This is a genomic window from Streptomyces sp. NPDC001985, from assembly GCF_040296845.1.
Taxonomy (GTDB): Bacteria; Actinomycetota; Actinomycetes; order Streptomycetales; family Streptomycetaceae; genus Streptomyces.
In genome coordinates this window covers 38,648-60,401 of record NZ_JBEOYB010000006.1, presented here as the reverse complement: position 1 = coordinate 60,401, position 21,754 = coordinate 38,648, and the positions used below count along the sequence as shown (strand labels likewise).

The 21,754-nt window shown below is 73.3% G+C and carries 16 protein-coding genes and 2 tRNA genes; 11 read left to right on the top strand and 7 right to left on the bottom strand.

Translation table 11 applies throughout. From position 1 onward, the window contains the following. The first annotated feature begins 7 nt into the window (after positions 1-7). The 3 genes from ABT122_RS04090 (at position 8) to ABT122_RS04080 (ending at position 3,771) form a co-directional block, all read left to right on the top strand. A complete protein-coding gene (locus ABT122_RS04090; RefSeq protein WP_351544970.1) occupies positions 8-1,105 on the top strand; it encodes a DUF1906 domain-containing protein in 1,098 nt (365 codons plus the stop codon). 202 nt (positions 1,106-1,307) lie between these two features. Further along, positions 1,308-1,952: a SigE family RNA polymerase sigma factor gene (locus ABT122_RS04085; protein ID WP_351544968.1), complete on the top strand. Its 645-nt coding sequence runs from the start codon at positions 1,308-1,310 to the stop codon at positions 1,950-1,952. A 172-nt stretch (positions 1,953-2,124) separates the two neighbouring features. Continuing rightward, positions 2,125-3,771 (top strand): long-chain fatty acid--CoA ligase, encoded by a 1,647-nt coding sequence (locus ABT122_RS04080; protein WP_351544965.1) that lies wholly within the window; start codon positions 2,125-2,127, stop codon positions 3,769-3,771. A gap of 149 nt (positions 3,772-3,920) precedes the next feature. Here the strand turns inward: ABT122_RS04080 and ABT122_RS04075 are convergent, their stop codons facing one another. Together ABT122_RS04075 and ABT122_RS04070 are read right to left on the bottom strand one after the other, a co-directional pair. Then, positions 3,921-8,234, bottom strand: a complete 4,314-nt coding sequence (locus ABT122_RS04075) for a PAS domain-containing protein (RefSeq protein WP_351544963.1) — start codon at positions 8,232-8,234, stop codon at positions 3,921-3,923. A 171-nt stretch (positions 8,235-8,405) separates the two neighbouring features. After that, the gene (locus ABT122_RS04070) at positions 8,406-8,864 is read right to left on the bottom strand and encodes an SSI family serine proteinase inhibitor (protein ID WP_351544961.1); all 459 of its coding nucleotides are present in this window, start codon (positions 8,862-8,864) and stop codon (positions 8,406-8,408) included. A gap of 308 nt (positions 8,865-9,172) precedes the next feature. Between ABT122_RS04070 and ABT122_RS04065 the strand changes: the two genes are divergently transcribed. The 7 genes from ABT122_RS04065 (at position 9,173) to ABT122_RS04035 (ending at position 15,771) form a co-directional block, all read left to right on the top strand. After that, positions 9,173-9,266 (top strand) — tRNA-Ser (locus tag ABT122_RS04065). A gap of 202 nt (positions 9,267-9,468) precedes the next feature. Then, positions 9,469-9,541 (top strand) — tRNA-Arg (locus ABT122_RS04060). Between the two features lie 198 nt (positions 9,542-9,739). Beyond that, the gene (locus ABT122_RS04055) at positions 9,740-10,831 is read left to right on the top strand and encodes a DUF1152 domain-containing protein (RefSeq protein WP_351544959.1); all 1,092 of its coding nucleotides are present in this window, start codon (positions 9,740-9,742) and stop codon (positions 10,829-10,831) included. 361 nt (positions 10,832-11,192) lie between these two features. Continuing rightward, positions 11,193-12,074 (top strand): DUF2797 domain-containing protein, encoded by an 882-nt coding sequence (locus ABT122_RS04050; protein ID WP_351544956.1) that lies wholly within the window; start codon positions 11,193-11,195, stop codon positions 12,072-12,074. Positions 12,075-12,399: 325 nt separating this feature from the next. Beyond that, positions 12,400-13,218 (top strand): response regulator transcription factor, encoded by an 819-nt coding sequence (locus tag ABT122_RS04045; RefSeq protein ID WP_351544953.1) that lies wholly within the window; start codon positions 12,400-12,402, stop codon positions 13,216-13,218. A gap of 133 nt (positions 13,219-13,351) precedes the next feature. Beyond that, positions 13,352-14,866 carry an MFS transporter gene (locus tag ABT122_RS04040; protein WP_351544950.1) on the top strand — a complete coding sequence of 505 codons (1,515 nt, stop codon included), beginning with the start codon at positions 13,352-13,354 and terminating at the stop codon, positions 14,864-14,866. A gap of 131 nt (positions 14,867-14,997) precedes the next feature. After that, a complete protein-coding gene (locus tag ABT122_RS04035) occupies positions 14,998-15,771 on the top strand; it encodes a TetR/AcrR family transcriptional regulator (RefSeq protein ID WP_351544947.1) in 774 nt (257 codons plus the stop codon). 243 nt (positions 15,772-16,014) lie between these two features. Here the strand turns inward: ABT122_RS04035 and ABT122_RS04030 are convergent, their stop codons facing one another. After that, positions 16,015-17,553, bottom strand: a complete 1,539-nt coding sequence (locus ABT122_RS04030) for an MDR family MFS transporter (protein ID WP_502976092.1) — start codon at positions 17,551-17,553, stop codon at positions 16,015-16,017. An 89-nt stretch (positions 17,554-17,642) separates the two neighbouring features. Continuing rightward, a complete protein-coding gene (locus tag ABT122_RS04025; RefSeq protein ID WP_351544941.1) occupies positions 17,643-18,095 on the bottom strand; it encodes a MarR family winged helix-turn-helix transcriptional regulator in 453 nt (150 codons plus the stop codon). Positions 18,096-18,282: 187 nt separating this feature from the next. Between ABT122_RS04025 and ABT122_RS04020 the strand changes: the two genes are divergently transcribed. Continuing rightward, positions 18,283-18,501: a hypothetical protein gene (locus ABT122_RS04020; RefSeq protein ID WP_351544938.1), complete on the top strand. Its 219-nt coding sequence runs from the start codon at positions 18,283-18,285 to the stop codon at positions 18,499-18,501. Between the two features lie 617 nt (positions 18,502-19,118). Here ABT122_RS04020 and ABT122_RS04015 read toward each other — a convergent pair. The 3 genes from ABT122_RS04015 to ABT122_RS04005 form a co-directional block, all read right to left on the bottom strand. Beyond that, positions 19,119-20,006 carry an RNA polymerase sigma factor SigF gene (locus ABT122_RS04015; RefSeq protein WP_351544935.1) on the bottom strand — a complete coding sequence of 296 codons (888 nt, stop codon included), beginning with the start codon at positions 20,004-20,006 and terminating at the stop codon, positions 19,119-19,121. Positions 20,007-20,242: 236 nt separating this feature from the next. Beyond that, positions 20,243-21,226, bottom strand: a complete 984-nt coding sequence (locus tag ABT122_RS04010) for an RNA polymerase sigma factor SigF (RefSeq protein WP_351545161.1) — start codon at positions 21,224-21,226, stop codon at positions 20,243-20,245. A gap of 204 nt (positions 21,227-21,430) precedes the next feature. Beyond that, complete coding sequence (locus tag ABT122_RS04005) at positions 21,431-21,724, bottom strand: Dabb family protein (RefSeq protein WP_351544933.1); 294 nt, start codon at positions 21,722-21,724, stop codon at positions 21,431-21,433. Positions 21,725-21,754: the final 30 nt, after the last annotated feature.

The following is a 21,754-nucleotide window of genomic DNA, read 5'->3' as shown; positions in this document are numbered from 1 at the left end:
TCGGGCCATGCGCACCCGCAGATCGGCCCGGGCCCAGGTCGCCGCGGCCCTCGTCCTCACCGTGCTGCTCGGCCTGCCCGATCTGCTGCTGGCCCCGCCCCCGGCACCGGCCCGGCAGGACGCCCGCTTCGCGTCGGCGACCAGCACCCCGCCCGACACCACCGCCGACACGGCCGTGACCTTCCGGGGGCCGGCGTTCGACATCTGCCGGGCCCCGTCCCTCGCCGCCATGAGGGCCTGGCGGAAGTCCTCCCCGTACGGCGCGGTCGGCATCCCCTACGCGGGCCGGGGCCGGGAGTGCGCCGGCCAGCCCCACCTCACCCGGAGCTGGGTCGCCGAGGTGCACCGGATGGGGTGGCGGGTGCTGCCGGTGTTCACCGGGGCGCAGCCCTCCTGCGCCCGCGCGTCCGAGACCGGCGCGTCCGAGACCGGCGCGTCCGAGACCGGCCGGTCCGAGACCACTGCGTCCGAGACCACTCCATCCGAGACCAGTGCGTCCGGCACCGGCACGGACACCCCCCACGACACCGGGAAGTCCCGGGAGGACCGGGACGGCGCCCGGGCCGCCGGGGAGGCCGCGGAGGAGGCCGCCGAGGAGGCCCGGCAGGCCCCCGACGCCCGGCGCCCCCGCCACCTCATCGGAGCCGTCCCCGCCGTCCAGGGAGAGCGCGAGGGGAACGAGGCCGTCCGCCGGGCGGCGGCTCTCGGGATGGGCCCGGGCAGCGCGCTCTACATCAGCCTGAAGTCGTACGATCTCGGCGACTCCCCCTGCGTTCGCGCGACCCTCGACTTCATCCGGGCCTGGAACCGGGAAGTACGGCGGCAGGGGTACGTTCCCGGCCTGCACAGCGACGCCGACGCGGGCGTGCGGCACATGGAGCGCGCCCGCCGGGCCGGCGCCGGGGATCTGCCGTCCGCGCTGTGGTTCGCCCGCTGGAACCGCAGGCCGTCGCTGTACGGGGAGCGTGCCCTGCACCCGTACGCCTGGCGGGTGAAGCGCCGCATCCATCAGTACGAAGGCCGGGTCAGCGAGGAGTACGGCGGCCATCGGCTGACCATCGGACGGAACATGACCGACGCCCCCGTGGCCCGCATCCGCGACTGAACCGGTCCCGGCCCGGGCCCGGTCCCGGCCTTCTCCCGGCCCGGCAGGGGTGAGATCAGCCCTGAGAGCGGGGTGATCGCCTCTGAGGGTCTCCTCCACCTTCAGGAGGTGGGGGCGACCCCACCCGTACAACCTGAGGCGGAGACGGCTTCAGGCCCTCCGGCCGATCCGCTTGAGCGGGCCCCGCTCCTAGCGTGGACCCATGACCACGCCAGTCTGCACAAACGCTTCGAGAGCTGCCCTGCCGGTGCCTCCGCCGTACGGTTTCGGGACCGCGACCGGAACCGGGCCCGGGGCCGTGACCAGGGTCGGGGCGGGTGCCGGGACCGATGCCAGATACGCGCCGCACGCCCGCTACTCGTCCTTCTCGTCGTACATGAAGGCGCGGGGACCCGTACTGCTGCGCACCGCGCGCTCGCTCACCGCGAACCCGTGCGACGCGGAGGATCTGCTGCAGACCGCGCTCACCAAGACCTATGTCGCCTGGGAGCGGATCGAGGACCACCGGGCGCTCGACGGCTATGTGCGCCGGGCGCTGCTCAACACCCGGACCTCGCAGTGGCGCAAGCGCAAGGTGGACGAGTTCGCCTGTGACGAGCTGCCCGAGCCGGAGACCGTGCCCTCGCCCGACCCCGCCGAGCAGCAGGTGCTGCACGACGCGATGTGGCGGGCGGTGATGAAGCTGCCGGACCGGCAGCGGGCGATGGTCGTGCTGCGCTACTACGAGGACCTCAGCGAGGCCCAGACCGCCGAGGTGCTCGGGGTGTCGGTCGGCACGGTCAAGAGCGCGGTGTCCCGCGCGCTCGGCAAGCTCCGCGAGGACCCGGAGCTGGCCCCGGTGCGCTGACCCCCGGCGAACCCCGGCGCGCCCGGCGCCCCCCGGCGCGCCCGGCAGGCGGCTGTCACGGCACAGCGCGCGGAATCGTTTGCGCGGCGGGTAGTGACATACCAATCGGTATGGGCGCAGAATCTGCACACCCCTACTGCCACGTAGCGCCAGCGCCCACCGGGAGGACGCCGTGCTGAGCACCATGCAGGATGTACCGCTGACCGTGACCCGCATCCTGCACCACGGGATGACGATCCACGGAAAATCGCAGATCACCACCTGGACGGGCGAGTCCGAGCCACGGCGCCGCAGTTTCGCCGACGTCGGCGAGCGGGCGAATCAGCTGGCGGGTGCCCTGCGGGACGAACTCGGCATCGACGCCGACCAGCGCGTCGCCACCCTCATGTGGAACAACGCCGAGCATGTGGAGGCGTACTTCGCGATCCCCTCCATGGGCGCCGTGCTCCACACCCTGAACCTCCGCCTCCCCGCCGAGCAGCTGGTGTGGATCGTCAACCACGCCGCCGACCGCGCGGTCATCGTCGACGGCACCCTGCTCCCCCTGCTCGCACCGCTGCTGCCGCACCTCCCGACGATCGAGCACATCGTCGTCTCCGGCCCCGGCGACCGCTCGCTGCTCGCCGACACCGAGGCCCGGGTGCACGAGTACGAGGAGCTGATAGCGGGCCGTCCCACCCGCTACGACTGGCCCGAGCTGGACGAACGGTCCGCCGCCGCCATGTGCTACACCTCAGGCACCACCGGGGACCCCAAGGGCGTGGTCTACTCCCACCGCTCGATCTATCTGCACTCCATGCAGGTGAACATGCGCGAGTCGATGGGGCTCGACGACAAGGACACCACGCTGGTGGTGGTCCCCCAGTTCCATGTACAGGCGTGGGGACTGCCGCACGCCTGCTTCATGACCGGTATCAACCTCCTCATGCCGGACCGTTTCCTCCAGCCCGGGCCGCTCGCCGGGATGATCGAGCGCGAGCGGCCCACACACGCCGCCGCCGTCCCCACCATCTGGCAGGGCCTGCTGGCCGAGGTCCTCGCCAACCCCCGTGACATCTCCTCCATGAAGCAGGTCACCATCGGCGGCTCGGCCTGTCCGCCCGCGCTGATGGAGGCGTACGACAAACTCGGCGTACGGCTCTGTCACGCCTGGGGCATGACCGAGACCTCACCGCTGGGCACGATGGCGCACCCGCCGGGCGGGCTCGCCGCCGAGGAGGAGTGGCCGTACCGCGTCACCCAGGGCCGTTTCCCGGCGAGCGTGGAGGCCCGGCTGATCGGCCCGGCGGGCCGGCCGCTGCCGTGGGACGGCGAGTCGGCCGGGGAGCTGGAGGTGCGCGGCCCGTGGATCGCGGGCGCCTACTACGGGGGCGCGGGCGGCGAGGAGATCCGGCCCGCCGACAAGTTCAGCGCGGACGGCTGGCTGAGGACCGGTGACGTCGGGGTCATCAGCGCCGACGGGTTCCTCACGCTCACCGACCGCGCCAAGGACGTCATCAAGTCCGGCGGGGAGTGGATCTCCAGTGTCGAACTGGAGAACGCGCTGATGGCCCATCCCGAGGTGGCCGAGGCGGCCGTCGTCGCCGTGCCCGACGAGAGGTGGGGCGAGCGCCCGCTGGCCACGGTCGTCCTCACGGAGGGCTCGGCCGCGGACTACGAGACGCTCCGCTCCTTCCTCGCCGAGCGGATCGCCAAGTGGCAGCTGCCGGAGCGGTGGGCGGTGGTTCCGGCGGTGCCGAAGACCAGCGTCGGCAAGTTCGACAAGAAGGTGATCCGGCAGCAGTACGCGGACGGCGAGCTGGACGTCACCCGGCTGTAGCCCGGGGCCGGCCGGCCCCCGGGGTCACCGGGGCCGGCCGGTGCGCTGTCCGGTTCGCTCTTCCGTGCGCTGTTCCGTGCGCTGTTCCGTTGGCTGCCCCGGCCGGTCCCTGGCCCGCTGCCCGGCCCGCTGTCCGGTGCGCTGCCCGGTCAGTTCGTACCGATCTTGGCGAGCAGATCCACGATCCGCGACTGCACCTCACCGCTCGTGGAGCGCTCCGCGAGGAAGAGAACGGTCTCGCCCGAGGAGAGCCGGGGCAGCTCGGCCCGGTTGAGCCCGGCCGAGGTGTAGACGACCAGCGGGGTGCGGTTCAGCCGCCCGTTCGCCCGCAGCCAGTCGATGATCCCGGCGCGGCGGCGGCGCACCTGCATCAGGTCCATCACCACCAGGTTCGGCCGCATCTGCGAGGCGAGCGTCACCGCGTCGGTGTCCGCCCCGGCCCGGGCGACCTGCATGCCGCGCCGCTCCAGGGTCGCGGTGAGCGCGAGCGCGATCTCCTCGTGCTCCTCGATCAGCAGCACCCGGGGCGGGTGCTGCTCGCTGTCGCGCGGGGCCAGCGCCTTGAGCAGGATCGCCGGGTCCGCGCCGTACGCGGCCTCCCGGGTCGCCTGCCCGAGACCGGCCGTCACCAGGACCGGGACCTCGGCCGCCACGGCGGCCTGGCGCAGCGACTGGAGTGCGGTACGGGTGATGGGGCCGGTCAGCGGGTCGACGAAGAGCGCCGCGGGGAACGCGGCGATCTGGGCGTCGACCTCCTCGCGCGAGTGCACGACGACCGGGCGGTAGCCGCGGTCGCTCAGCGCCTGCTGTGTGGAGACGTCGGGGGCGGGCCAGACCAGCAGCCGGCGCGGGTTGTCCAGGGGCTCCGGGGGGAGTTCGTCGTCCACGGGCCGGGGCTGCGGCTGGTTGGACACCTCGACCGCGCCACCGGGGCCGTCCAGCGGCTCGGGCCCCTCGGCGCCCTCGTCGGGCGCGCCTATCGCGTACGCCCGCCCCTCGCCCCGCTCGACGGGAAGCCGAGGCCCCTGGCCGGAACCGGGACCGGGACCGGCAGGGGTGCCGGGGCCGCCCTGGACCGGGCCGGACTGGGGGTGGGGGCGTGCGGTGGACTCGGGGCGCTCGCCCTCCGACGGGGTGGAGAGCCTGCGGCGCCGCCCGGAACCGAGCGATCCGCCCTGCTGTCCGGCCTGCTGGCTCTGCTGGCCCGTCTGCTGGCCGCCCTGCTGGCTGTTCTGCTGCTCGGCGATCTGCTGACCGAAGGGGACGCCCTGGCCGAGGGTCCGCACGCTGAAGGCCCGCCCGTGCGAGGCATCGGGCGGAAGCGGAGCCTCCGCGGGCAGTGGCTGCGCCACGGGGGCGGCGGGAGCCGGGATCGCGTCCAGCGGCGGGAGCGGCAGGGACACGGAACCGGTCTGCCCGGTCTCGTCCGCCGTCGCCGTCGTCGCGGCCCCGTCCTGGGACTCGGTGCTCTGCGCGCGCCGCCGCCCGGTCGGGGCCGGGTGGGGCTGCGGCGGGGTGTGGTGCTCGGTGCCCGGTTCGGTCCGTACGGGATCGTGCCGGCCCGCCAGGGAGGCATCGGCCGCCCCGGCTCCGGGCGGGACCCGGTCGGCCTCGGCGGGCGGCAGCGCGAACGCGCTCCGAACCCCGGCCTCCTCGGCGGGCGCGGGGGCCAGCGCCCGCCGCGCCCGGCGCCCACCCGCCCGCGCGTCATCGGACGGCCCGGCGGCGAGTTCGGGCATCCCGCCGCCCTGCGCCCGCCGGGCGCCGTGGTCGGGGGAGAGCCCCTGCGGGGGTACGGCGGTCTGCTGCTCGGGTCCGGGACGCGCGCCCGGGTGGGACATCCCCTGCGGCGGCACCGCCTGCTGGACCTGCTGGACCTGCTGGACCTGCTGGCCTTGCGGTGTTCGCGGTGTCTGCGGCGCTGTCTGCCGGGGGCCGCGCTGCGGGGGTGCCCCCTGGGGTGCGGGACTGTGCGGGGAGACGGACTGCCGGGGCACAGCGGCCTGCCGGCCGGAATCCCCCGGCTGGGGGATTCCGTGCGGGGAGACGGCCTGCGGCGACATGCCCTGCGGGGGCACCGCCCGGGCCGGCGCTCCCTGCTCGGGCGCCACCGGGCCCTGAGGCGAGTCGTCCCGGCCGGGCGCTTCCCCGGGCGGCACCGTCTGGCCGGGTGCCCGGCGCGCGGGCGCGCCCTCGGCCGCCGTGACCACGGCACCCTCGGACGACTCCTCGGCCGGGCTGGGCCGTCCGCGCCTCCGGCCGGTTCCGCCGCCGCCACCCAGGGTGTGCGAGTCCTGTGCCGTACCGCCCGGCTCGTCCGGCTGCGGCTCGCCCTGGCCGGCGGCCCGGCGGCGGCCGGTCGGCTGCGCCGCCGGTGCCTCGGCGGGCGGACCCGCGACGGCGCTCTCCAGGAAGGCGTCGGTGGACCCGCGCCGGGCACGCCGCCGCCCGCCGCCCGCCTCGGGACCGTCCTGGACACCGGAACCATCGGGTGTCTCCGGGGCCACCGGGACCGCCGGGGGCTCCGGGAGGGCCTCGGGCGGGAGCGCGACCGCTCCTGTGCCGCCCCCGGCCACGACCGGAGCCGCTTGTACTGCTTGTACTGCTTGTGCTGTCTGAGCGGGCAGGGCGGGGCGCGGCGGCTGTACGGGCCGGGCGGCGGGAGCGGCCACCGGAGCGGCGGTCATCGGAGCGGCACCCGGCGCGACACGGACCGCGGGACCGGCTGCCTGGCCGCGCGCGGGACCGGCCGCCCGGCCGAGTGCCGGGCCCCCGGGCTGACCGGCCGGCGGACCGGCCGCCGGGCCGAGCGCCGGGGCCCCGGAGGGCGCCGGAACGGCGACCGCCCCCGACCCCGCCCCGAGCGGCACCTCCAGTACATACGCACTGCCGCTCATCCCCGGCACCTCGTGCGTCTGGAGCACCCCGCTGTGCGCCTCGACGATCCCGCGCACAATCGGCTCGTGCACCGGGTCGCCCCCGGCGAACGGCCCCCGCACCTCGATGCGTACCACCTCACCGCGCTGGGCCGCGGCGACCACCACGGTCGAGTCCACATGCCCGCCGTCGGGCAGCAGCCGGGCCTTGCCGGTGGAGTCCACCCCGGCGACATCCGCCGCCAGATGCGCGAGCGCGGTCGCGAGCCGGCCGGGGTCCACCTCCGCCTCGATGGCCGGGGCGTGCACCGCGAACTGCGCCCGTCCCGGGCCGATCAGCTCGACGGCGCCCTCGACCCCGGCCGCGACGACCGCGTCGAGGAGGACCTTGGTCTTGGTGAGCTGCTCCCGGCCGGTGTCGAGCCGCTGGAAGCCGAGGACGTTGTCGATGAGCGTGGTCATCCGGGAGGAGCCGGCGGCCAGATGACGGAGCATCTGGTTGGCCTCGGGCCACAGCTGCCCCGCCGGGTCGGACGCGAGGGTGCCCAGCTCCGCCCGCAGCTCCTCCAGCGGCTCGCGCAGGGACTCGCCGAGCACGGCGGTGAGCTGGTCGTGCCGTCCGGCCAGTTCGAGATAGCGCTCGTCGCGCCCCTCGATCTCGGAGGTGTAGCGCTCGGACTTGTCCGCGAGTTCGGCGGTGTACCGCTCCGTCGTCTCGGCCAGCTCGGCGGTGTACCGCTCCACGGTCTCGGCGAGTTCGGCCGCGTGCTTCCGGGCCAGCTCCTCGCCGGGGCGGCGGTCGGTGAAGGTCATCACCGCGCCGACGAGCTGATCCCCGTCCCGGACCGGGGCGGTGGTCAGATCGACCGGCACCCGGGAGCCGTCCTTCGCCCAGAGCACCTGCGCCCGCACCCGGTGCTTGCGGCCGGACCGCAGCGTGTCCGCGAGCGGCGACTCGGCGTACGGGAAGGGCTTGCCGTCCTCCCGGGAGTGCAGGATCAGCGGGTGCAGCTCCTGCCCGCCGAGGTCGCTGGCCCGGAACCCGAGGATCTGCGCGGCGGCCGGGTTGACCAGGACGACCCGCCCCTCGGTGTCCGTGCCGACGACACCCTCGGCGGCGGCCCGCAGAATCATCTCGGTCTGCCGCTGCGAACGCGCCAGCTCCGCTTCCGTGTCCACCGTGCCCGACAGATCGCGGACCACCAGCATCAGCAGCTCGTCGCCGGTGTAGTTGTTGTACGAGTCGTAGGCCTCGCGCCCGTCCTCCAGGCTGGCGCTGGTGACCTCGACGGGGAACTCGCTGCCGTCCGTGCGGCGGGCCGTCATCCGCGTCGGTTTCGTACGGCCGCGCTCGTCGGCGCCCTCGGGACTGCGCATGGACCCCGGGATGAGCCGCGAGTCGAACGCGGGCAGCAGATCGAGAAGCCCGCGTCCGACGAGTGCGGTGCCCGGGGCCTCGAACAGCTCAAGGGCAATGGTGTTGGCGTTGACGACCGTGCCATTGCAATTGACGAGCACGAGGCCGTCGGGGAGAGCGTCGAGTATGGCTGCGAGGCGAGCAGCGCCTCGGGATGGCCTGCTGCTCACAACGACGGTTCCTCCCTGACCTACTGCATGTGCGGACGGCCGGGTTCCCATCTTGCCCCTCGAACCCTCAGCCTGTCACTGAAGGGAGTCTAAGGGCACCGGGTGCGCGCGGGGCGGCGGATGAGGGGGAGCTCATACCGAGGTCCTGTGTATATGCAGTGACCACCGACCTTACGACCTGGTGCTGGGCAGCACCGGCTCCATGGTCTGCCAGCGGGAAATCTCGCAGCCGTCGGTGCGGTTGAAGGTGGCGTCGACCGGCCGGCCGTGCCAGGTTCCGGTCACCCGGGCGGTGGCGGGGCCCCCCGCCTGCTGGGTGCACATCTGCCCCTGGGGCACGGGCGCGAACGGGTCGCTGCCCTCGCGCGCCAGCTGGTCCAGCCGCTCACACGCCCCCTCGGCGGCCGGGTGCGTACCGCCGGCCGGGTCGCACTCCAGCTCGTACCGCCCGTTGGTGCGGGCGTTCCCCGTGTCGGAGACGGTCACGGTCAGCCGGTCCCGCTCCGGCTCGGGGGCGGAGAGCAGCCCCGGCAGCGGGACGGGCAGGGCGGCGGCCCCGGCGACGGGGGCGGCGGCGGAGACGAGCGCGGCGGCGGAGACGGTCGCGGTGAGAACGATGCGGCGCAGCATGGATGCTCCTGGAGCTTGAGGCGGCTTCCGGTCGGTCGTGCCGTGGGGGCCCGGGCCCCCACCGCTTCTAACGCTCCGTGCGCCGGTCCGTTGCGCAACCGGACACCCGCCGATCGGACGCCCTCTCCCTCCGGCCCCTTCCCTCCGGAGCCCTCCCCGCCCTTCCCTGCCTCTTCCCCGCCCCTTTCCGCCCCGCCGAACGCGCTTTGCCCTGCGGCCCGCGCGCCTAGTACCGTGGGCAGCGATTGGTGGCGCGGCGTTCGACTGTGTCATCATCTGCACACACCACGCGCCCGCGCGGGTGTGCTGGAGGCGTCGCCTAGTCCGGTCTATGGCGCCGCACTGCTAATGCGGTTTGGGTCTTAAAGCCCATCGAGGGTTCAAATCCCTCCGCCTCCGCCAGCTCGATCACCGAAGCCCCGGCCCCTGCGGCCGGGGCTTCCGTGTTTCCCCCGAACGAGTGGCTCCGGCCCTCCGGATCTGCCCCACATCCGAGCTGTTTCCGCAGGTCAGGCGGGGTATGCGGAACGGATTTCGTCTCGCGGCGCAGGTCATGTAATGTTGTTCCCGCAACGCCGACCGGGAAGAAAAGCCCGGGAGACAAGCACTCGTAGCTTAACGGATAGAGCATCTGACTACGGATCAGAAGGTTGCAGGTTCGAATCCTGCCGAGTGCACAGCCAGGAAAGGCCCCCGGAGATCGTCCGGGGGCCTTTCGCGTTGCCGGGATATCCGCGCCCGAGAGGCCGCCCGGGCGCCGTGGGCGTGGGGCGGGTGCGCGTCGGCATGGTCGTTGTGTGCTGCCCTGAGCCGGGGTGGCGCCGGGGGATGCCGGTGCGGCGTGGCAGGCGCGTGGGCGGTCGTACGCTGGCCGCGTGACGTGGTTGATCGTGGCGGCCGGCGGAGGGGGTGACGCGGTCGCCGCGTCGATGGTGGGCAGGGCGCTGTACGGGGGCGGGGCGCGGGGGGTGGTCCTCACCTACGCGTGGGACCGGCTGCTCGTCGATCCGGTGCCGGGGCCTCGGGGGCCGGGGGATTTCCGCGGGCTCCGGGAGATGGTGCCCGGGGTCCACGCGGTCACCGCCGAGAGCGTGGCCATCGCCCCCGCCGGCTCCGCGCTCCCCCGGCTCGCGCGGGATCTCCCGGAGACCCTGGCGCTGATCGACCCGCACCACGGGGCCCTGGGCATCGCCCGGCAGCTCGACCGGCTCATCCGCCATCTGGAGCCGGACTCCGTCGATCTGCTGGATGTCGGGGGCGACATCCTCGCCCGGGGCGATGAGCCGGCGCTCCGGAGCCCGCTCGCCGACGCGCTCACCCTGGCGGCCTGCTCGCAGGCCGGAGCGCCCGCGCGGCTGCTGGTCGCCGGGCCGGGACTGGACGGGGAGCTGGACGCCGGGGAGCTGCGGGGGCTCCTCGGGCGGAACGTCCTCACCCTGGCCCCCGGGCATGTCGAGGCGATCGCCCACGTCCTGGAGTGGCACCCCTCCGAGGCCACCGCCCTGCTCGCCGCCACGGCCCGGGAGCTGCGCGGGCTCTGCGAGATCCGGGGCGCCGGGCTCCCCGTGCCTCTCACCGACGAGGGCCCCACCGTCCACGAAGTCGGCCTCGGCACCGCCCTGGAGCGCAACCGGCCGGCCCGCGCCATCGCCGCCACCACGACGCTCGCTGAGGCGGAACGGCTCACCCGCGACATCTGCGGCTTCTCCGAGATCGACGGCGAACGGGAGAAGGCCGCCCGGCTCGGCACCCGTCCGGCACGGGCACTCGACCCCGCCGCCGCCCTCGCCCGGGTCGCCGACTACGAACACCGCGCCCGCGCCCGGGGCGTCAGCCACACCACCTTCCGCCGCCTCGCCGAGGTCCTCGGGCTCTGCGGCGCCCAACGCGAGCAGCTCAGGGATCTGTTGATCGCCGGTCATCCGGAGCAGTACGCCGCCCCCCTCTGGCACATCCCGCCCCGGTGAGCGGGCGATGGTCTCCGTCCGGACCAGCGCGACCGCGCCGCGCGGAGGACCCGGCCGGTCCTGCCTTCCCCGTGCCGGGCACCACGGCCGGCACCGAAGGGGTCCCGGTGGGAGCGGAGCGCCCCCTCGCGGTGGGGGCGGAGCCCGTCGCGGGGAGTGTGAGAAGACCTGGGGCATAGTTCAGGCCACCGCTCCCATCTGCGGATCTCCCCTCTGGCGTGCGACGCTGTGACGCAGAAGCGCCTGGGGAGACGGCCGGAACCCGATGTACCGGCGCGGGCCGAGGCGGCTGGCTCCGGTACTGTGCCCGTTTTCGGTGGTTGCGGTGGTTGCGGTCACAACTGTGCGCCCGGAGGTGCGTATGACCTGGAGGTGCTCCGGGATCGGCTGGCCCCAGGAGGCGCGGATGGCCGTGCTGCGGTGGGAGGGCGGGCGGGTCAGCCCGCTCATCGCCGGGAGAACCCTGGGGTTCCGGGCGGAGGGCGACCGCGGCTGCGTCGGGGCGCGCGGGAACCCCTGCCCGGTGCGGGCCGTCGTCCCCGCGCGGGCCACGCGGGCGCGGTGCGGCGAGTGCGCGCGGCTGGACCGGGCGCACTCGGTGGCCGCCGACACCATCGCCGACGATCCGCGCACCTACCGTGTCTACCTCGCCTGGTTCGGCCCCGGCATGGTCAAGGCCGGCATCACCGCCGAGGAGCGCGGCCCCGCCCGGCTGCTCGAACAGGGCGCGGTCTGCTTCAGCTGGCTGGGGCGCGGGCCGCTCATGGCCGCCCGGCGGACCGAGGAGCTGCTGCGGAGCGCGCTGGGCATACCGGACCGCGTGCCGTACGCCGACAAGCGCGCCGTCCGCGCCCAGCTCCCGCCGGACCCCCGGGAGCGCTCCGCCGAGATCGCCGGGCTGCACCGGCGCGCCCTCGCGCTCGACGGCTGGGCCGAGACCCTGGAGCCGCTCGGCTTCGCGGCCGTCGACCACAGCGGCGCCTTCGGTCTGGACGGGCTCCCGCCCGCCACCGCCGTCGTACGGGAACTCTCCCCCGGCGGCGCGGTCGCCGGGGAGCTGCTCGCCGTCGCCGGGCCCGATCTGCATCTGCGGACGGCGGACGCCGAGATCGTCGTCCTCGACACCCGGCTGATGTCCGGCTGGTCCCTCATCGGGGCGGACTCCACCGCCGGGGTGTCGGTGCCGACCTCCGCGCTGGGGGTCGAGGCCGGAGGTGCCGGGATGCAGGACGGGCTGTTCTGAGCGAGGCCGGGCGCCTCGCCGTGCTCCGGGGCCCCGGGGCGCCCGGTGCTTCGAAGGTGGCCCTCGCCGCGCGCGGCGTCCCCGTCGCCCTCGGGCCGGACCTCCCGGACATCCCCTGTCCGTACGTCCGTCAGCCCCACGCCCTGGAGGGTCCCGGCCCCCGGTGACGGCCGGCCGCCGCGCGGTCCACCGGCACAACGGGGCCCGGCTCGCGGCCCGGTGGCCGGCTCCCGGTACCCGCCCCGGCGGTCCCCGGCCCGGTTTCTCAGTCAATTCACAGCTGGGGGCAAGGCCGTTTTCAGGGCGGGGGCGCAGCCTGTCGGCCATGACCGTGATCTCGCCCCAGGGGCGTACCGAGGTGCTCAGGCCGGACGGGAGAGCTGTCCGGGTGCTCGTCGTGAACGGCGAGGCGGCGCTGAGCGATCTGCTGTCGATGGCCCTGCGTTACGAGGGGTGGGAGGTGCGCGGCGCCGGGGACGGCACGGGGGCGGTGCGCGCCGCACGGGAGTTCCGGCCCGACGCGGTGGTGCTCGATGTGCTGCTGCCCGACATGGACGGGCTGGCCTTCCTCGGCCGGCTGCGGCGCGAGCTGCCGGATGTGCCGGTGCTGCTGCTCACCGGCGGGGACGCCGCCGAGGAGCGGATCGCCGGGTTCACGGCGGGCGGCGACGACTGCGTGACGAAGCCGTTCTCGCTGGAGGAGGTCGTCGCCCGGCTGCGCGGGCTGATCCGGCGCTCGGGTGCCGCGTCCGCGCGGGCAGGGTCGCTGCTCTCCGTGGGTGATCTGACCCTGGACGAGGACAGCCACGAGGTCTGCCGGGGCGGGAAGTCCATCCATCTGACGGCCACCGAGTTCGAGCTGCTGCGGTATCTGATGCGCAACCCCCGGCGGGTGCTCAGCAAGGCGCAGATCCTCGACCGGGTCTGGTCGTACGACTTCGGCGGGCAGGCCAATGTGGTCGAGCTGTATGTCTCGTATCTGCGGAAGAAGATCGACGCGGGGCGGCCACCCATGATCCACACCCGGCGCGGGGCGGGGTATCTGATCAAGCCGGGGGAGGGCGCGCCCCGGGAGGCGCCGTCGCGGAACCGCCGGCCGGTGGGCGGGCCGGCGCGAGGACCGGTCGGCGGGCCGGTCGGGTGAGGCGGGAAGGGCCGGTGGAGTGAGGGCGGAAGGGCCGGTGGGATGAGGGCGGCCGATATTCGCTCTACAGCGTAGAGCTGATCCTTGTACGGTGTACGAGCACACGCCTCGTACGCCGTATAAGGAGCTGCCCATGACGGCCGCCGCCACGACCACCGAACCGGAGCTGACCCCCGCCGGCCGCCACCCCCAGCGCTGGCTGATCCTCGGGGTGATCTGTCTCGCCCAGCTCACCGTGCTGCTCGACAACACGATCCTCAGCGTCGCCATCCCCTCCCTCAACCGTGAGCTGGACGCCTCCGCCACCGACATCCAGTGGATGATCAACGCCTACTCGCTGGTCCAGTCGGGTCTGCTGCTCACCGCGGGGAACGCCGCCGACCGCTACGGCCGCAAGAAGCTGCTGATGGCCGGGCTCGTGCTCTTCGGCGCCGGCTCGCTCGCGGCCGGGCTCGCCCAGTCGTCGGCGCAGCTGATCGCCGCGCGGGCGGGGATGGGGGTGGGCGGCGCGCTGCTGATGACCACCATCCTCGCGGTCATCGTCCAGGTCTTCGACGACAGCGAGCGGGTCAAGGCCATCGCCCTCTGGTCGACCGTCACCTCCCTGGGCTTCGCCGCCGGGCCGCTGATCGGCGGGATCATGCTCGACCACTTCTGGTGGGGCGCGATCTTCCTCATCAACCTCCCGGTCGCGGCACTCGCGCTGGTCGCGGTGGCCGTCCTCGTACCGGAGTCCAAGAATCCGCAGGGTGAGCGGCCGGATCTGCCGGGCGCGCTGCTCTCCACCGTCGGTATGACGGCCGTGGTGTACGCGATCATCTCCGGGCCCGAACACGGCTGGACCTCCCCGGAGGTGCTGGCCTCGGCGCTCGTCGGTATCGCGGTGCTGGGTGCGTTCACCCTGTGGGAGCTGAGGACTCCGTATCCGATGCTGGATATGCACTTCTTCCGGAACCGGCGGTTCATCGGGGCCGTCGCGGGCTCGATCCTGGTCGCGTTCGGCATGGGCGGCTCGCTCTTCCTGCTGACCCAGCACCTTCAGTTCGTGCTCGGGTACGGGCCGCTGGACGCGGGTCTGCGCACGGCTCCGCTGGCGCTCACCATCGTCGCCCTCAACCTCACCGGGTTCGGCCCCCGGCTGCTGCCGAAGTTCGGCACCCCGCTGACGATCGCGATCGGCATGGGTCTGGTCTCCGCCGGACTCGCCTCGATCGCGCTGCTCGGCGGGGAGAGCTACGGCGGGATGTTCCTCGGGCTCGTGGTGATGGGCGCCGGTATCGCGCTGTCGATGCCCGCCATGGCCAACGCGATCATGAGCGCGATCCCGAAGGAGAAGGCCGGGGTGGGGGCCGGGGTCAACGGCACTCTCGCGGAGTTCGGCAATGGGCTCGGGGTCGCCGTGCTCGGTGCCGTACTGAACTCCCGGTTCGCCGCGCTCGTGCCCAGTGTGATCGGCGCGGCCTCGCTGCCGGCGGCCCTCGCGGCGGCGGACGGCGCCGCCGAACGGGAGCGGATCTCGGAAGCCTTCGCCTCCGGCCTGGAGACGAGCCAGCTCGTCGGGGCGGTGGCGGTGCTGGCAGGCGGTCTGCTGGCGGCGCTGCTGCTGCGGCGGGCGGAGAATGCGGAACCGGCCGGTCAGGCGGCATAGCATCGGACGGACGGACGCGACCGGAGTGCCGGCTCCGCCGGACGCCGGCGCATCCGGTCGGTCGTCCGGCCGGACGACGGTCTGTCCGTCTGTCCGTCTGCCCGAGGGGCTACCGCTGAGGAGGGTGCGCGATGGTGAGTGCGGCCGACCGTGTGAAGGGTCCCGCCCGGACCAGTGTGTGGCTGGAGGACCGGACCGGCCGGGTCCGCAGGTCGCCGGCCCAGGCCGCCGGGCTGGACCGCGAGCGGATCGTCGAGGCGACGGTGCGGCTGCTGGACGCCGAGGGCGCCGCCAAGTTCTCGATGCGGCGGCTGGCGGCGGAGCTGGATGTCACCGCGATGTCCGTCTACTGGTACGTCGACACCAAGGACGACCTGCTGGAACTGGCGCTGGACGCGGCCTTCGGCTCGATCTCGCTGCCGGAGACGGGTGAGAGCGAGGCGGGGCGGTGGCGGGAGCAGCTCCGCGCGCTGGCGACGGAGTACCGCACGATGCTGGTGCGGCACCCCTGGGTCTCGCCGCTGGTGGGGTCCTTCCTCAACATCGGCCCGAACTCGCTGAGGTTCTCGCTCGCGGCGCAGCAGGTGATGCGGAACACCGGGCTGCCGTCGCACGGGCAGTTGGGCGGGCTGTCGGCGGTGTTCCAGTTCGTGTACGGGTTCGGCACGATCGAGGGGCACTTCATCGCGCGCTGCGATTCGGCGGGGCTGACGCAGGACGAGTACTACCGCGAGGCGATGGGGAGTGTGACCGCCGATCCGGCGCTGGGGGACTATCTCAGCAGCTCCGAGGAGATCATGGACGCGCGGGGCGGGGACACGGTGGAGGAGAGCCGGGAGCGGGACTTCGGGTACGCGCTGGATCTGCTGGTGGCGGGGATCGAGGCGATGGTGGCTCGCAGGTAGGGGCCCCCGCCCCGGCCCCGCCCCGCCGCCCCCCGGCCCCGCCCCGCCCGGCCCCGCCGCCCCGCCCCGCCGCGCCGCGCCGCGCCGCCGGAGAGTGAGGCGCGGGGTCCCGCGTGGGTGCGGGCCCCGCGTGGTGCGGATCGCCGTGGTGCGGGTCCCGCGTGGTGCGGGGCCGTCCTCGATCGCCGGACGGGCTCGGGGCGCGCGGGTGCCGCCCGAACCGGCCCGACCGGAAGAGACGACCTAGGCGGAGCGACCGGCCGGCGACGCCTTCTCCCGTACCGCGTCGCCCCTGAGCGCGACCTCCCGGATGAAGACCGTCACCACACACGCCACCAGCGCGAAGGGCGCCGAGTAGAGGAAGACATCCGCCACCCCGTTCCCGTACGCGCTCTCCATCACCGCGCGCACCGGCTCCGGCAGCGCCGCCAGATCGGGGATGCCGCCCCCGGCGGCGCCTCCGTCGCCCAGGGCGGCGGCCTCCGGGCCGAGCCTCGCCATGCCGTCCTCGACATAGTGGCCGACACGGGTCCCCAGCACCGCGCCCAGCGCGGAGACGCCGATGGCGCCGCCGAGGGAGCGGAAGAAGACCACGACGGACGAGGCGGCGCCCAGGTCCTCGGGCGCGACCTGGTTCTGGGTGCAGAGCACCAGGTTCTGCATCATCATGCCGAGCCCGAGCCCCAGGACCGCCATGGACGAGGCGAGGTACCAGACCGGGGTGTCGTGCCGGATGACCCCCAGCAGCGCGAGACCCGCCGTCGTCAGCGCGCCGCCGACGACCAGCCAGGCCTTCCAGCGTCCCGTCCTGGTGATGATCAGACCGGAGGCCGTGGAGGAGAGGAAGAGCCCCGCGATCATCGGGATCGTCATCACCCCGGACATCGTCGGGGACAGCCCCCGCGCCAGCTGGAAGTACTGGCTGAAGAAGACCGTGCCCGCGAACATCGCGACACCGACGAAGAGCGAGGCCACCGACGCCAGGGTGATGGTCCGGTTCCGGAACAGCCGCAGCGGAATGATCGGGTCGCTCGCCCGCGCCTCGGTGACCAGGAAGCCCGCGCCGAGCGCGACCGCCCCGCCGACCAGGGCGAGGGTCTGCCAGGACGCCCACGCGTAGCTGTCCCCGGCGAAGGTCACCCACACCAGCAGCAGCGACACCGCCGCGCTGATCAGCAGCGCGCCCGTCCAGTCGACCCTGACCCGCCTCCTGACCACCGGCAGCTTCAGCGTCTTCTGGAGCACCACCAGCGCGAGCAGCGCGAACGGCACTCCGACATAGAAGCACCAGCGCCAGCCGAGCCACTCGGTGTCCGTGATCACCCCGCCCAGCAGCGGTCCGCCGACCGTCGCGACCGCGAAGGTGGCCCCGAGATAGCCGCTGTAACGGCCGCGCTCCCGGGGCGAGATCATCGCCGCCATGATCACCTGCGCGAGGGCGGTGAGACCGCCGACCCCGATCCCCTGGACCACCCGGCAGGCGATCAGCATCCCGGTGCTCTGCGCGAGCCCCGCCACCACCGACCCCGCCACATAGATCAGCAGGGCTATCTGCACCAGCAGCTTCTTGCTGAAGAGATCCGCGAGCTTGCCCCACAGCGGGGTGGTCGCCGTCATCGACAGCAGCGCCGATGTGACCACCCAGGTGTAGGCGCTCTGACCGCCGCCGAGGTCGCCGATGATCCGGGGCAGGGCGTTGGAGACGATGGTGGACGACAGGATGGCGACGAACATGCCGAGCAGCAGCCCGGACAGCGCCTTCATGATCTGCCGGTGGGTCATGGGGGCGTCGCCGGCCTCGGGGGATGGCCCGGCCAGGCCGTCGCCGCGCACACCGGTGGGCGTGGTGGTCGCCATGGGTGGTCCTTCTCCTATCGTTGGTCCTCGGGGAGCGTGCGGCAGTCCCCGAAGGAGTCGCGCAGCCGGTCGAGCATGGTGATGAGCCGGCCGACGTCGTCGTCGGACCAGTCGTGGAGATTGCGGGCGAAGACCTCCGAGGTGCGCCGGTGCAGTTCGGCGATCATGTCCCGGCCCGCCGGGGTGAGCCGCAGCAGACGGGAGCGCCGGTCCTCGGGGTCCAAGGCCCGCTCGACCCAGCCGCGTTCGACGACATGGGCCACATGTCTGCTGGTCACCGACATGTCGATGGCGAGCAGATCGGCGAGCCGGCTCATCCGCATCTCGCCGTGGCGGGCGAGGAGGGCGAGCACGGCGGCGGCGCCGGAGGGGCACTCGACGGGCAGCCGGCGGGCGAGGGTGCGCCGGATGCCGCTGATGGCGCTGATCTGTCGGGCCAGTTCCGCGTACTGACTCTGTGCGGCCATGGCCGAGCCCTCCCCATCCTGTTGTTGCTTAGGGCAACCATAGATTCAGTTGGTTGCTGAAGGCAAACGAAAAGGCGGGCGATGGTGGTAAAGGAAGGCCAAAGCCCCCGAGACCGGAGCCGGGGCGCGCCCGGTGGGCCGTGCCCGGGGTTGGGCGCCGCACCCGGGTTCGCTAGGGTCGTGCCCCATGGCACACAACCCCCATGCGCCCCAGGGCCAGAACCCCCAGGGCAACAACGACCCTTCCGGCAGTACCCAGATGTTCCGCGCGTTCGTCGACGAGGGCGCTCCCCAGGGCCGCCGTCAGGCCGCCGCCGCGCAGTCGGGACCCAAGGCAGGCGTGATCATCGCCGTCATCGCGGTGGTCGCGGTCCTCGGCGCGGTGGCCTGGCTCGCCCTGGCGTAACCACACCGCGCGACAGTCCGCGCGGGGTCCGGCGGGAGTGCCGGGCGGCGACGCGGACGGTGTACGACCCGGTCCGCGCCGATCCGGCGGTGATCCGGCGGTGATCCGACGGCGATCGGCGCGGGGCGGGGGACCGGTGGGATCTCGGCCGCCGGCCGGCCGGCCCGGGTGCGCGCCGATGAGGTGCGTAGGGATGGGGCCGTCCCCGAAGTCACCTGTGCGGCACCGGTGTTGCGGAGCCCCGGCCTCACCTTCGCGTACCCGCCCGTCTGCCCCGTGCCGTGCGGACGGGGCGGGTGCCCTCGACTGCCACAGGCACAGGCACAGGCACAGCCACAGGCACACAGGCATGGCTGTGCGCGGCCGTGGCGTGGCGCCGGGCCGGGTTTGAACGTCCAGCGGCACACCGGCGCGACCGCGCGCCGCTCGGCGGTACGGCCGTGGGTGCGCCGCCGGCTCCCCGGCCTTCCGCGCCCACCGCCGCGCGCCCGTCCCGAGCACCGCTTCCGTACGCGGTCAGCGCCCCGCTCGGGCAGAGCGCCGCCACCGCTGTGGCCTCCGGCCAGGGAGCCGATGGGCCGTCAACAAGAAGCGCCGGACAGGCGGTCGACCCGCGATCAGTCCGCGATCAGTCCGTCCCGGAGCTGGGCGAGGGTCCGGGTCAGCAGCCGGGAGACATGCATCTGGGAGATGCCGACCTCCTCGCCGATCTGTGACTGCGTCATATTGGCGAAGAACCGCAGCATGATGATCTGGCGCTCCCTGGGCGGGAGTTTGGCCAGCAGCGGCTTGAGGGACTCGCGGTACTCCACGCCCTCCAGCGCCGTGTCCTCGTAACCCAGGCGGTCGGCGAGGGAGCCCTCGCCTCCGTCGTCCTCGGGGGACGGGGAGTCCAGCGAGGAGGCGGTGTAGGCGTTGCCCACGGCGAGGCCGTCCACGACCTCCTCCTCGGACACGCCCAGCACGGCGGCGAGTTCGGGAACGGTCGGCGAGCGGTCCAGCCGCTGCGCCAGCTCGTCGCTGGCCTTGGTGAGCGCGAGCCGCAGCTCCTGGAGGCGGCGCGGCACCCGCACCGACCACGAGGTGTCGCGGAAGAACCGCTTGATCTCGCCCACGACGGTCGGCATCGCGAACGTCGGGAACTCCACGCCCCGTTCGCAGTCGAAACGGTCGATCGCCTTGATCAGGCCGATGGTGCCGACCTGGACGATGTCCTCCATCGGCTCGTTGCGGCTGCGGAAGCGGGCTGCCGCATAGCGCACCAGCGGAAGATTCAGCTCGATCAGAGTGTCGCGCACATAGGTGCGCTCCGGGCTGTCGACGCTCTCGCCGGTCTCCGCAGCCTGCGCGGTGTTCGCGGCGTCCAGCGCGCGCAGCCGCAGGAACAGCGAACGGGAGAGAGTGCGGGTGTCGATGGCCTCCGAGCTGTCAGGTGTGACAGGTGCGGGTGCGCTCGGTACGGGCGTGAGCGTGAGCACCTTCGAGCTGCCCTGTTCTACGGACATGCCACCCCCTTGAGGTCGCGTACGGTCGCGGTGGCCGCGACCAACGGAGGAACGCAGCCTGCACCTGAAATACCGGTCACAAGGCTGCGGCAAACGCGTCACCGGCAGAATGTCACATGTCGGCAACACGCCGAAGAGATTTGTCGACACTTCTTGAGGGGATCATCGCAGGAAGCAGGGGGTGCGCGGGGGTTGGGCCCGTGCAAAAACAATCAGATGGGGTATACCCGTTCCAGCTACGCTTCGATCCTGTTTGCGGATCGCAATCGGGCGAAGCTGCGGGCAAGGAGCCTTGACACATGCATCTGTGAGACGCCGAGTTCCTGGCTGATCTGCGACTGCGTCAGATTGCTGTAGTAACGGAGCATCAGAATCCGCTGCTCCCGCTCGGGCAGCTGCACGAGCAGATGGCGTACGAGGTCCCGGTGCTCGACGCCCGCCAGCGCGGGGTCCTCGTAACCGAGCCGGTCGAGCAGCCCCGGCAGCCCGTCGCCCTCCTGGGCGGCCTCCAGCGAGGTGGCGTGGTACGAGCGCCCGGCCTCGATGCAGGCGAGCACCTCGTCCTCGCCGATCTTGAGCCGCTCGGCGATCTCGGCGGTGGTCGGGAGCCGGCCGTGGGCGGTGGTCAGGTCCTCGGTCGCCCCATTGACCTGGACCCACAGCTCGTGCAGCCGCCGGGGGACGTGCACGGTGCGCACATTGTCGCGGAAGTATCGTTTGATCTCGCCGACGACCGTGGGCATCGCGAAGGTGGGGAACTGGACCCCCCGGTCCGGGTCGAAGCGGTCGATGGCGTTGATCAGGCCGATGGTGCCGACCTGGACCACGTCCTCCATCGGCTCGTTGCGGCTGCGGAAGCGGGCCGCCGCGTACCGCACCAGGGGCAGATTCGCCTCGATCAGCGCCCCGCGCACCCGGGTGTGCTCCGGGGTGCCGGGCTCCAGATGCTTCAGCTCGCCGAAGAGCACCTGGGTGAGGGCGCGGGTGTCGGCGCCTCGGCCGCCGGGGCGGAGAGGGGGGCCGGCGGCGGGGTCGAGAGGGTCGGGGGCGCCGGTGTCGGTGAGAACGTCCGGGTCGGTGAGTACGCCGGTGCCGGCCCCGCCGGGGGTGTCGTCCGGCGGGTCGCCGCCGGGCTTCCCCGGCCCGCCGGGCGCCGCGGCCGGGGGATCGTCCGTGCGTTCGTTCTGGGGCAGCGCTTCAGGCGCGGTACTGGCCGGCACGTACGCCACCCCTTTGCGGTCATCTACGGTCAACTCATCAATCAAAAGCGGTCATAGCATCACAAGACATGTCCACTGTGTGCAAGCACCAGATAACACCGTGTTGAAGGCAAGTTGGGGTTCAAACCTCAAAAAGCCCCTTGCCGCAGGGGCAAGGGGCCGTGCCGGACGCTGTACGGGAAGGGGGAGCGCGGGGTCCGGGGGTCAGAACTCGTAGTCGGCGATCACCCAGCTGGCGAACTCCCGCCACTGTCCGGCCGCCGCCTGATGGGCCGGATGCTCGATATAGCGCTTCAGCGCGTCCTGATCGGCCACGGCGGAGTTGATCGCGAAGTCATGGGCGATGGGCCGGTCGCTGATGTTCCAGCCGCACTCCCAGAACTCCAGCCCGGGCACGAGACCGTCCAGCTCCTGGAAGGCCCTCGCCCCGGCGATCACCCGGGGCTCGTCGCGCGAGACGCCCTCGTGGAGCTTGAAGAGGACCAGATGACGGATCACAGGGGGCTCCTCACCGGGGGCGGCCGGGGC